Below are 10,407 nucleotides of genomic sequence, written 5' to 3'. Positions count from 1 at the left end.
TGGCCTCCAACGCCCGTTTCCACTGGCGTCAGATTACCAACTGCACCCAAAGCTTCCACGGTTTCCCGCGATGAACCAATAAAAAACCCGGCAGCGCGGCGGCGGCCGGGTTTCGCAGTGCGCGACGCCGCGCCGGGATCAGTGACGGAAGTGGCGTACGCCCGTCAGGACCATCGCGATGCCGTGCTCGTCGGCGGCGGCGATCACTTCGTCGTCGCGCATCGAGCCGCCCGGCTGGATCACGCAGGTCGCGCCCGCCGCGACCACCACGTCGAGGCCGTCGCGGAACGGGAAGAACGCGTCCGACGCGACCGCCGAGCCGGCCAGCGCGAGGCCGGCGTTCTGCGCCTTGATGCTCGCGATGCGCGCCGAATCGACGCGGCTCATCTGGCCTGCGCCGACGCCGAGCGTCATGCCGTTGCCGCAGAACACGATCGCATTCGACTTCACGAACTTCGCGACGCGCCACGCGAACAGCAGGTCGTCCATTTCCTTCGCCGTCGGCTGGCGCTTCGTGACCACGCGCAGCTCGTCCGGCTGCACGTTCTTCGCGTCGAGCGACTGCACCAGCAGGCCGCCGCCGACCCGCTTCAGGTCGAATGCGTTATGGCCTTCGCCCAGGGCGATTTCCAGCAGACGCACGTTCTGCTTGGCGGCGAACAGCTGCTTGGCGGCGTCGCTGAACGACGGCGCGATCAGCACCTCGACGAACTGCTTCGCGACCGCCTGCGCGGCAGCCTCGTCGACTTCGCGGTTGAACGCGATGATGCCGCCGAACGCGGAGGTCGGATCGGTCTGGAACGCCTTCGCGTACGCGTCGGCCGCATCGGCGCCCACCGCCACGCCGCACGGGTTCGCGTGCTTGACGATCACGCAGGCCGGCGCGTCGAAGGTCTTCACGCATTCCCACGCTGCGTCGGAATCGGCGATGTTGTTGTACGACAGTTCCTTGCCTTGCAGCTGGCGATAGCTCGACAGCGCGCCCGCGGGCGCCGCGAGGTCGCGGTAGAACGCCGCGCTCTGGTGCGGATTCTCGCCGTAGCGCAGGTCCTGCACCTTGTCGAACGCGAGGTTCAGCGTAGCCGGGTAGGGCTTGCGCGACGCGTGCTGCAGCTCGTCGGTCAGGCTCGTCAGGTAGTTCGTGATCGCGCCGTCGTACTGCGCGGTGTGCGCGAACACCTTGGTCGCGAGGCGGAAGTTGGTCGCGTAGCCGACCGTGTTGCCGTTCGCCTTCATCTCGTCCAGCACGACCGCGTAGTCGGCCGGGTCGACGACGACCGTGACGTCGCGATGGTTCTTCGCGGCCGAGCGCAGCATGGTCGGGCCGCCGATGTCGATGTTCTCGATCGCGTCGGCGAGCGTGCAGTCGTCCTTCGCGATGGTCGCGACGAACGGGTACAGGTTCACGACCAGCAGGTCGATCGTCGGGATCTGGTGGGCGTCGAGCGCCGCCATGTGCTCCGGCAGGTCGCGGCGCGCGAGGATGCCGCCGTGCACCTTCGGATGCAGCGTCTTCACGCGCCCGTCGAGCATTTCGGGAAAGCCCGTGTAGTCCGCCACCTCGGTGACGCTCAGGCCGGCGTCGGCCAGCAGTTTTGCGGTGCCGCCCGTCGACAGCAGCTGGACGCCTTGCTGCGACAGCGCTTTCGCGAAGTCGACGATGCCGGTTTTGTCGGAAACGGAAAGAAGCGCTTGCTTGATCATGATGGTGCCACCCATAGCCAGGAAAACGGGGACAGGGCCGCTGTCTACAGCAGGCCGTGCTGCTGCAGCTTCTTGCGCAGCGTATTGCGATTGATGCCGAGGTACTCCGCGGCCAGCGACTGGTTGCCGCCCGCCTGTACGAGCACGACTTCGAGCATCGGCTTCTCGACGCACGACATCACCATTTCATAGACGTCGTGCGGATTGGAGCCGTCGAGATCCCGGAAGTAGCCATCCAGGCTGTCGCGGACGCATTGTTCGATGTTGTGCTTGCTCATGCTGCTAACTGGTTATTGTCGTCCGGCTTGCCGTCGGCGTCGGGCTCGTCGTCCACGTAGATCAGGTGGTCGGACAGGGCTTTTTGCGCGTCGAAGAACGCGTTGACGGCGGCGAGCTGCTCACGGGTGGTGTCGAGCGTGTTCATGCGATGCCGGAACGCATTGGCGCCGGAAAGGCCGCGAGTGTACCAGCCGATGTGCTTGCGTGCAGTACGCACGCCGGTAAATTCCCCGTAGAACGCGTAGTGGTCTTCGAGGTGCTCGTTCATGACCTGCTGGATTTCGTCGATCAGGGGGGGCGGGAGCGGCTCGCCGCAGCGCAGGAAGTGCTCGATCTCGCGGAACAGCCACGGCCGGCCCTGCGCGGCGCGACCGATCATCAGCGCGTCGGCGCCCGTCGCATCGAGCACCGCCTTGGCCTTCGCGGGCGTGGTGATGTCGCCGTTCGCGACCACCGGGATGCGCACGGCGGCCTTCACCGCGGCGATCGTCTCGTACTCGGCGTCGCCGCGGTACAGGTCGGCGCGGGTGCGGCCGTGCACGGTCAGCATCGCGATGCCGGCGTCCTCGGCCAGCTTCGCGACCGAGAGCGCGTTCCGGTGCTCGCGGTCCCAGCCGGTGCGGATCTTCAGCGTGACGGGCACGGCGTCCGGCCCGATGCCGACCGCGCCGACCACCGCCTCGACGATGCGCTGCACGAGCGGCTCGTTCTGCAGCAGCGCCGAACCGGCCGCGACGTTGCAGACCTTCTTGGCCGGGCAGCCCATGTTGATGTCGATGATCTGCGCGCCGTTCGCGACGTTGTAGCGCGCGGCCTCCGCCATCATGGCGGGATCGGCGCCCGCGATCTGCACCGCGATCGGCTCGACTTCGCCCGCGTGGTTCGCGCGCCGCATGGTCTTCTCGCTCTTCCACAGCTGGGCGTTCGACGCGACCATCTCGGACACCGCATAGCCCGCGCCGAGCCGTTTGCACAGCTGGCGGAACGGCCGGTCGGTCACGCCCGCCATGGGGGCGACGAACAGGTTGTTGCGCAGAACGTGAGAGCCGAGGACGGGCATGGCGATATCGGGCAGCCCGCGCGAGGCGCAGGCGGGAAGCGGGCGGAGGGAAAACGGGTATTTTACCGTAAGCGGCCGGATCGACGGATCCGGGGAACTGTCCGCCATGGTTGAATCGTGCATCGGCGCGGTGGGGCGGCCGGGCGGGCGCTCGTGCGGGCCCCGCGGACCGGGCGCGGTTCGACGCGCTGCGGCGTCGCGCTCAGGCAACGGCGTCGAGCCGCGCCGCCGACCTCAGCGCCGCTGCCCGAACATCATTTGCCGCGCGATCGCCGTCTTGAGCGGCGGCACGAAATCGAGCGCGGCCAGCGCCGCGCCGCGCAGCGCCGCGAATGGGCGCGAATCGATCGTGAACAGGCGCGCGAGCGTGTCGGTCGCGCCGATGGTCAGCCGGCGGTCGAGCGCGCGCCGCGCATTGAAGGCCGCCAGCGCCTGCGGCGTCGGGCCGTGCTCGGAGAGCGCCTCGGCGAGCGTGTGCGCATCGCGCAGGCCCAGGTTCAGGCCCTGGCCCGCGACCGGATGGAGGGTCTGCGCCGCGTTGCCGACGATCGCGATACGCCCCTGCACGAGCGTGGGTGCCGCGGTGAGCCCGAGCGGAAACGCCGCGCGGCCCGCGATCTTCATGAAGCGCCCCATGCGTTGGCCGAACGCGGCCCCCAGTTCGGCGAGGAAGGCGTCGTCGCTCAGCCGCGCGCGGCGCGCCGCCTCGTCGGGCGCGCAGCACCAGACGAGCGCGTAGTCGGCCTGGCCCGGGCCGCCCAGCGGCAGCAGCGCGAGCGGGCCCTCCGTCGTGAAGCGCTCCCAGGCCACGTGCGGACGCGGTGCGGATGCGGTGACCGTGCCGACGAGCGCGGTCTGTCCGTAATCGCGATTGCGCCGGCTCGCGTCCGGCTGGCGGCGCTGCTCGTGGAACAGCCCGCCTTCGGCGTTGACCAGCAGCCGCGTGCGCAGCGTGCGGGTGCCCTGCGGCGTCTCGAGCAGCACGGTCACGCCGTGTTCGTCCTGCTGCGGCGCGTGCGCGGTGGTCGACGTGAACCACTGCACGGCCGTGCCGCGCACCGCGCGCGCGAGCGCCTGCACGATCGAGCCGTAGCGCACCACGTGGCCGAGCGCCGGCAGGCCGTGCTCGTCGCGGTCGATCAGCGTGCGGCCGAAGTGGCCGCGCTGCGAGACGTGGATGTGCTCGATCGGGGTCGCGTCGTCAGGCCAGCCGAGCGCATCGAGCAGCATCCGGCTGCCTTGCGACACCGCGATCGCGCGCGGGTCGCCGAGGCTCGCTTCGGGATCGCGCGCGTCGATGAGCGCGATCGCGAGCGGCTGCGTCGCGCTGCGCCGCGCGAGCCAGCCTGCGAGCGCGAGCCCGACGGGGCCGGCGCCCACGATCGCGAGGTCGAAGTCGGGAGCGGGCGGGGAGTCGGTCGTCATGGGTGCATCAGGGGCTACGGTGAGTGAAAGGGGGCGGCTCACGCGCGCGTACCGGCGTCGCGCATCAGCGCCTCGATCTCGTCGGCGGCCACCGGCACGCCGCGCGTGATCAGTTCGCAGCCATCCGGCGTGATGAACGCATCGTCCTCGATCCGGATGCCGAGGTCGTGGTACGCGGCCGGCACGTCGTCGGCCGCGCGCACGTACAGGCCCGGCTCGATCGTGAGCGCCATGCCCGCGCGCAGCGTGCGCGAGGGCAGCGCCCCCTGCTCGTCGCGCTGCGCCTGCCGTTCGCGGTAGTCGCCGCAGTCGTGCACGTCCATGCCGAGCCAGTGGCCCGTGCGGTGCATGTAGAAGCGCGCATAGGCGCGCTCGGCGATCACGTCGTCGACGCTCGCGAAACGCGCCTTGGGCAGGATGCCGGTGTCGAGCAGGCCCTGCGCGAGCACCCGCACCGCGGCCTCGTGCGGCGCGTCGAACGACGCGCCCGCGCGGGTCGCGTCGATCGCGGCCTGCTGCGCGGCGAGCACGATGTCGTACAGCGCGCGCTGCGGCCCGCTGAAGCGGCCGTTGGCCGGGAACGTGCGGGTGATGTCGGATGCGTAGCCGTCGAGCTCGCACGCGGCGTCGATCAGGATCAGGTCGCCGTCGCGCGCGATCGCGCCGCCGGCCGGATAGTGGAGCACGCAGGCATTCGCGCCCGCGGCGACGATCGAGCCGTAGGCCGGCCCCTGCGCGCCCTGGCGGCGGAATTCGTACAGCAGCTCGGCTTCCAGCTCGTATTCGCGGATCCCCGGGCGGCACGCGGCCATCGCGCGGCGGTGCGCGCGCGCCGAGATCTCGCCCGCGCGGCGCATGATCGCCTGCTCGTGCGGCTCCTTGACGAGCCGCATGTCGTCGAGCAGCGGCGCGAGGTCGAAGGCCGCGGCCGGCGCGGCGACGCCGGCGCGGCTGCGCGCGCGCACCGCGTCGAGCGCGGTCGCGAGCCGCTCGTCGAAATCGGCGGACGCGCCGAAGCGGTAGTGGACCGCGGAGGCGTCGGCGAGGAGGCGCGGCAGCTCGGCGTCGAGCGCGTCGATCGGGAACGCGGCGTCGAAGCCGAATGCGTCGCGCGCCGCCTCGGGGCCGAAATGGAACCCTTCCCAGGTTTCGCGCTCGGGATTCTTCGCGCGGCAGAACAGGATCGCGCGCGGCGCGTCGCCGGCATCGAGCACGAGCAGCGCGTCGGGTTCGGTGAACCCCGTCAGGTAATAGAAATAGCTGTCGTGCCGATACGGGTAGTCGGTGTCGCGGCTGCGGGGCACTTCGGGCGCCGTGGGCACGAGGGCGATGCCGCCGCCGCCCGCGCGCAGCGCGGCCAGCACGCGTTCGCGGCGCAGGCGGTAGACGTCGGTGGCGATGGCGGGGGAGGTCGGCTTATTCATCGTGCGATTGTAGCGCTGTCCGGCGCACGGCGTTCGCGCCCGGGCGTGCCGCGGCGCTGTTGCAAACCATCCACAGGCCGGCCGGCCGATTGTCATCGGGCGCGCGCCGGCCGGTTATGATCGGCGACAACGTATACTCTCGGGCGGTGTTTTCCCAACTAAGGCAGATGATGAAATTAATCGGTTCGCTCAGCAGCCCGTTCGTTCGCAAGGCGCGAATCGTGCTCGCTGAAAAGAAGATCGACTACCGGCTGGAGCTTGAGAACGTCTGGGCGGCGGATACCGCCATTCATGCCTCGAATCCGCTCGGCAAGGTGCCGTGCCTCGTGATGGAGGACGGCGCGGCGGTGTTCGATTCGCGCGTGATCTGCGAATACGTCGACACGCTGTCGCCGGTGGGCAAGCTGATCCCGCCGTCCGGCCGGGAGCGCGTCGAGGTGCGCTGCTGGGAGGCGCTCGGCGACGGCGTGCTCGACGCGGCGGTTGCGATCCGTATCGAGCACGTGCAGCGCGAGCCCGCGCAGCGCAGCGACACGTGGCTCGCGCGCCAGCAGCGCAAGATCGACGACGCGCTCGTCGCGATGTCGCAGGGCCTGGGCAGCAAGCCCTGGTGCGTCGGCAACCACTACACGCTTGCCGACATCGCGCTCGGCTGCGCACTGGGCTATCTCGACTTCCGTATGCCCGAGCTGAACTGGCGCGAGCGCCATCCGAACCTCGACAAGCATTTCGCGAAGCTCGCGCAGCGCCCGTCGTTCCTCGACACGCTGCCGCAGTAAGCGCGCGGTCGTCCATGAAAAAAGCGTCCCTCCGGGGTAATGCCGTTCAGTTAAGGCTCTTTCTGAGGAAGCGGACGGGATAACGAGCAGGACGGGACTTGACGGCCCGATCGCATTTGCGGTCGGGCCGTTTTACGTTGATGAGCAGTTTGAGGTGTTCGCGAAGTCGCCTGAGGACGGCGGGCAACCTGGCGAAGGCAGGCGTACGCGCGGCCCACATCATTTCGTGCTGGATGAGATGGCGCGAGCGAACGAAGCTGAGTTCGCTCGGTTCGCACTTGGCCTCGAAGGCAGCGCAAGCCATTTCGCGACGAATCAGGTTGTAGGCGATCAACGATCCCCCGATTTCCTGGTAGATGCCGTCGACGGTCCGGCTGCAATCCAGCATGAAGATCGGGTGGTCGGTCAGCATCGCGTCAAACGCGAGCAGTTTGGCCCGCCGTTTACAACTCCAACCCCAAAAGAAAATGCCGTTCAGGTCTTAACTGAACGGCATTAGCTCCTCCGGGGCGCTTTTTTCGTTGCGGCGGCGGCTCAGCCGAGCGAGGCGTATACGCCTTCGCCGGGCGTGAACGAGTCGCTGCGCGCGAGCGGCCACCATTGCTCGTACAGCGTCAGGCCGCATTGCGCGCCGCCGTCGAGCAGCGCGCCCGGTTTGAGGTACTTGAGCAACTGCGACATCAGTCGCACCTCGTGTGACGAGATGCGCTGCACGATGTGATGCGCGCGCAGTTCGGACGGATGCGCGAGCCCCGTCGCCTGCACCAGCTCCTGCAGCGCGTGCAGCGTGTTGCGATGGAAGTTGTAGACGCGCTCCGCCTTGTCCGGCACCACGAGCGCGTGCTGCCGCACCGGGTCCTGGGTCGCGACGCCGGTCGGGCAGCGGCCGGTGTGGCAGGTCTGCGCCTGGATGCAGCCGACCGCGAACATGAAGCCGCGCGCCGAATTGACCCAGTCCGCGCCGATCGCGAGCGTGCGCGCGATGTCGAACGCGGTGATGATCTTGCCGCTCGCGCCGAGCTTCACCTGGTCGCGCAGGCCGATCCCGACCAGCGTGTTGTGCACGAGCAGCAGCCCTTCCTGCAGCGGCACGCCGACATGATCGGTGAATTCGAGCGGCGCGGCGCCGGTGCCGCCTTCCGCGCCGTCGACGACGATGAAGTCCGGCACGATGCCGGTTTCCAGCATCGCCTTGGCGATGCCGAAGAATTCCCACGGGTGGCCGACGCACAGCTTGAAGCCGGTCGGCTTGCCGCCCGACAGCGTGCGCAGGCGCTCGACGAATTCGAGCAAGCCGCGCGGCGTCGAGAACTCGGAATGCGTGGCGGGCGAGATGCAGTCCTTGCCCATCGGGATGCCGCGCGTCTCGGCGATTTCCCGCGTGATCTTCGCGGCGGGCAGCACGCCGCCGTGGCCGGGCTTCGCGCCCTGCGACAGCTTCACCTCGATCATCTTCACCTGCGGGTCGTTCGCCTGCTTCGCGAACGTGTCTGCGTTGAAGGTGCCGTCGTCGTTGCGGCAGCCGAAGTAGCCCGATGCGATTTCCCAGATGATGTCGCCGCCGTGCTCGCGGTGATACTTCGACAGCGAGCCCTCGCCGGTGTCGTGCGCGAAGCCGCCTTTCTTCGCGCCGAGGTTCAGCGCGCGGATCGCGTTCGCCGACAGCGAGCCGAAGCTCATCGCGGAGACGTTGAAGATCGAGATGTCGTAGGGCTGCGCGCGGGAGCCGCCGACGCGCACGCGGAAGTCATGATCGGGGAGCCGGGTGGGCGCGAGCGAGTGGCTGATCCACTCGTGCGCGACGGCCTTCACGTTCAGCTCGGTGCCGTACGGACGGTTGTCCCCGACGTTCTTCGCGCGCTGGTAGACAAGGCTGCGCTGCGCGCGCGAGAACGGCTTCTCGTCGGTGTCGTCCTCGACGAAGTACTGGCGGATTTCCGGACGGATGAATTCGAACAGGAAGCGCAGGTGACCCCAGAGCGGGTAGTTGCGCAGGATCGCGTGGCGGTCCTGGCGGAGATCGTAGAGGCCGAGCGCGACGAGCGCGGCCGGCGCGATGAGCCACAGCCACGAGATCGCATGGCGGGCGGCGAGGAGTGCGAGCGCCACGCACAGCAGGACGGCGCACCACATCGCAAGATAGCGTCGGGAAAACATGGGGACTCCGTAATCATTTTCTAAGCTTGCCGCGGCGTACGTCGCGTCGCGGGCTTCGGCCGCGCGGCCGACGCTGCCCGAGAGTCTACTACGGGAGGCGCGCGGCCCGCGCCGAGGCCGTGTGCGTCAGGCGTCGCGCCGCGCGTGGCGGACGAACGGGCCGTGGGACGGTGCGTCGGGCCTGAGCGCGCCGTCCGGGCCGAAGTCCGTGCCGGGGTTGAACGGCACGCGCGGCCACCCGGCCCAGTCGGCGAGCCGCGCGCGATACGCGTCGCAGCGGCGCGCGAGCCGGGCGTCGCGCGCGCCGGCCGCCGCGCCGTCGAGGTCGCCGCGCACGTCGTGGATCAGGTACGGTTCGAGCACCTCGAAGCCGATGTAGCGGAGCGCATACATCAAGGGCCACAGCAGCAGGCGGGTGTCGCCTTCGCGGCCGCCGGGCGCGCACGCGGCGGCGGACGAGCCGGTCGTCACGCTGAGGAGCGCCGCGCGGCCGCGCAGCGGACCGTGCTCGTGGCGTCGGCTGCTGCCGTAGAGCGCGCCGTAGACGAATACGCGGTCCATCCAGCCCTTGAGGATCGCGGGCGCGCCGAACCACCACAGCGGAAATTGCAGCACCAGCGCATCGGCCGCGCGCAGCAGCGCGAGGTGACGTTCGATGGTCGGCGCGAGCGTGCCGCGCCGCCAGTGATGGCGCTGCTCGCGCTGCGCGTCGAAGCGCGCGGGATCGAGCGGGTCGCGATAGTGCCCGCGCGCCTCGCGCGGATCGAAGTCTTCCGCGTACAGGTCGATCACGGTCGCGGTATGGCCGTGGTCGCGCCACGCGGCGGCGGCCGTGCCGGCGAGATGCGCGTTGAAGGACTGGGGTTCGGGATGGGCGACGAGGATCAGCGCGTGCATGAACGGACTCCGGTGAGGTGCGACGATCATGTCGGTCGGCCGACGGCCGCGCAATCACGTACCCGGAGGTGACCATGGCATGTCCCGGCGATGTCTACGCGGCCGATTGCTCGGCGCGCGACGCGCTTGCGCTGATCGCCGGCAAATGGGCGCTGCTGGTCCTGCCCGCGCTCGCGGCGGGGCCGCTGCGTAACGGCGAAGTGCTCGCGCGGATCGGCGGCATCTCGCAGAAGGTGCTGACGCAGAACCTGCGCGAACTGGAGCGGCACGGGCTGATCGCGCGCCGCGATCTCCGGGCGCGGCGCGCGCATGTCGAATACCGGCTGACGCCGGTCGCGGTCTCGCTGGTGGAGACGCTGGCCGCGCTTGACCGCTGGGCCGAGCGGCATTTCCCGGAATTGGACGCGGCGCGCGAACGCTACGACGCGGCGGTGCGCGCGGGAGGGGGCCGGTAGAGGCGCGCGGTGGCGCTTGCGGAGCGCGGTGCGGCGCGTGCGCGTCGCGGGTGCCGTCGTGGTTGGTGGAGCGCCGGCCGTTCGGCCGGACGCGGGGTGCGAATGCGACGACGCGGCCTGGTGCGTAGACGGGAGCCGGCAGCGGTGAGCGGCGATGCGTATCGAGGGTCGCGGTGCATGTGCTTCGGCAAGCGCGACGCGGATGGTCGTCTTGGCAGGTGGAGCGC

The 10,407-nt window shown here is 69.7% G+C and carries 9 protein-coding genes and 1 pseudogene; 2 read left to right on the top strand and 8 right to left on the bottom strand.

The window, feature by feature from the left end:
• Positions 1-138: 138 nt before the first annotated feature.
• The 5 genes from purH to AC1RQF_RS25920 all read right to left on the bottom strand — a co-directional run bounded on the left by purH (position 139) and on the right by AC1RQF_RS25920 (position 5,892).
• Positions 139-1,704 carry a bifunctional phosphoribosylaminoimidazolecarboxamide formyltransferase/IMP cyclohydrolase gene (gene purH, locus AC1RQF_RS25940; protein WP_274001190.1) on the bottom strand — a complete coding sequence of 522 codons (1,566 nt, stop codon included), beginning with the start codon at positions 1,702-1,704 and terminating at the stop codon, positions 139-141.
• A 44-nt stretch (positions 1,705-1,748) separates the two neighbouring features.
• Positions 1,749-1,982 carry a Fis family transcriptional regulator gene (locus AC1RQF_RS25935; protein WP_252982092.1) on the bottom strand — a complete coding sequence of 78 codons (234 nt, stop codon included), beginning with the start codon at positions 1,980-1,982 and terminating at the stop codon, positions 1,749-1,751.
• On the bottom strand, positions 1,979-3,043 hold the full coding sequence (gene dusB / locus AC1RQF_RS25930) for a tRNA dihydrouridine synthase DusB (protein WP_274001191.1): 1,065 nt from the start codon (positions 3,041-3,043) through the stop codon (positions 1,979-1,981). The genes AC1RQF_RS25935 and dusB overlap by 4 nt, the downstream gene beginning before the upstream one ends.
• A 234-nt stretch (positions 3,044-3,277) precedes the next feature.
• Positions 3,278-4,468 carry a UbiH/UbiF/VisC/COQ6 family ubiquinone biosynthesis hydroxylase gene (locus AC1RQF_RS25925; RefSeq protein ID WP_274001193.1) on the bottom strand — a complete coding sequence of 397 codons (1,191 nt, stop codon included), beginning with the start codon at positions 4,466-4,468 and terminating at the stop codon, positions 3,278-3,280.
• Between the two features lie 38 nt (positions 4,469-4,506).
• Entirely contained in the window at positions 4,507-5,892 is a 1,386-nt protein-coding gene (locus AC1RQF_RS25920) for an aminopeptidase P N-terminal domain-containing protein (RefSeq protein WP_492873265.1), read from the bottom strand.
• Between the two features lie 167 nt (positions 5,893-6,059).
• On the opposite strand from AC1RQF_RS25920, the gene AC1RQF_RS25915 reads away from it, so the two are divergent.
• Positions 6,060-6,671 (top strand): glutathione S-transferase family protein, encoded by a 612-nt coding sequence (locus AC1RQF_RS25915; RefSeq protein ID WP_274001197.1) that lies wholly within the window; start codon positions 6,060-6,062, stop codon positions 6,669-6,671.
• 46 nt (positions 6,672-6,717) lie between these two features.
• Here AC1RQF_RS25915 and AC1RQF_RS25910 read toward each other — a convergent pair.
• From AC1RQF_RS25910 to AC1RQF_RS25900, 3 genes and pseudogenes are all read right to left on the bottom strand, one after another.
• Positions 6,718-7,047: pseudogene (locus AC1RQF_RS25910) on the bottom strand (IS4 family transposase); the annotation flags it as partial.
• Positions 7,048-7,205: 158 nt separating this feature from the next.
• The gene (locus tag AC1RQF_RS25905; RefSeq protein WP_274001199.1) at positions 7,206-8,828 is read right to left on the bottom strand and encodes an FMN-binding glutamate synthase family protein; all 1,623 of its coding nucleotides are present in this window, start codon (positions 8,826-8,828) and stop codon (positions 7,206-7,208) included.
• A gap of 126 nt (positions 8,829-8,954) precedes the next feature.
• On the bottom strand, positions 8,955-9,725 hold the full coding sequence (locus AC1RQF_RS25900) for an NAD(P)H-dependent oxidoreductase (RefSeq protein ID WP_492873264.1): 771 nt from the start codon (positions 9,723-9,725) through the stop codon (positions 8,955-8,957).
• 74 nt (positions 9,726-9,799) lie between these two features.
• Here AC1RQF_RS25900 and AC1RQF_RS25895 point away from each other — a divergent pair, with 74 nt between their 5' ends.
• Positions 9,800-10,180, top strand: coding sequence for a winged helix-turn-helix transcriptional regulator (locus tag AC1RQF_RS25895; RefSeq protein WP_492873263.1), 381 nt, complete (start codon positions 9,800-9,802; stop codon positions 10,178-10,180).
• Positions 10,181-10,407 lie beyond the last annotated feature (227 nt).

This window comes from Burkholderia sp. GW821-FHT14F03 (assembly GCF_058803765.1).
Note: the sequence above shows the minus strand (reverse complement) of the source record. Positions and strands in the feature narration are given on the sequence as shown.

Bases quoted from the DNA above. Each gene is read 5' to 3' on its own strand.
- purH (WP_274001190.1), bottom strand. From the start codon at position 1,704: ATGATCAAGCAAGCGCTTCTTTCCGTTTCCGACAAAACCGGCATCGTC.
- AC1RQF_RS25935 (WP_252982092.1), bottom strand. From the start codon at position 1,982: ATGAGCAAGCACAACATCGAACAATGCGTCCGCGACAGCCTGGATGGC.
- dusB (WP_274001191.1), bottom strand. From the start codon at position 3,043: ATGCCCGTCCTCGGCTCTCACGTTCTGCGCAACAACCTGTTCGTCGCC.
- AC1RQF_RS25925 (WP_274001193.1), bottom strand. From the start codon at position 4,468: ATGACGACCGACTCCCCGCCCGCTCCCGACTTCGACCTCGCGATCGTG.
- AC1RQF_RS25920 (WP_492873265.1), bottom strand. From the start codon at position 5,892: ATGAATAAGCCGACCTCCCCCGCCATCGCCACCGACGTCTACCGCCTG.
- AC1RQF_RS25915 (WP_274001197.1), top strand. From the start codon at position 6,060: ATGATGAAATTAATCGGTTCGCTCAGCAGCCCGTTCGTTCGCAAGGCG.
- AC1RQF_RS25905 (WP_274001199.1), bottom strand. From the start codon at position 8,828: ATGTTTTCCCGACGCTATCTTGCGATGTGGTGCGCCGTCCTGCTGTGC.
- AC1RQF_RS25900 (WP_492873264.1), bottom strand. From the start codon at position 9,725: ATGCACGCGCTGATCCTCGTCGCCCATCCCGAACCCCAGTCCTTCAAC.
- AC1RQF_RS25895 (WP_492873263.1), top strand. From the start codon at position 9,800: ATGGCATGTCCCGGCGATGTCTACGCGGCCGATTGCTCGGCGCGCGAC.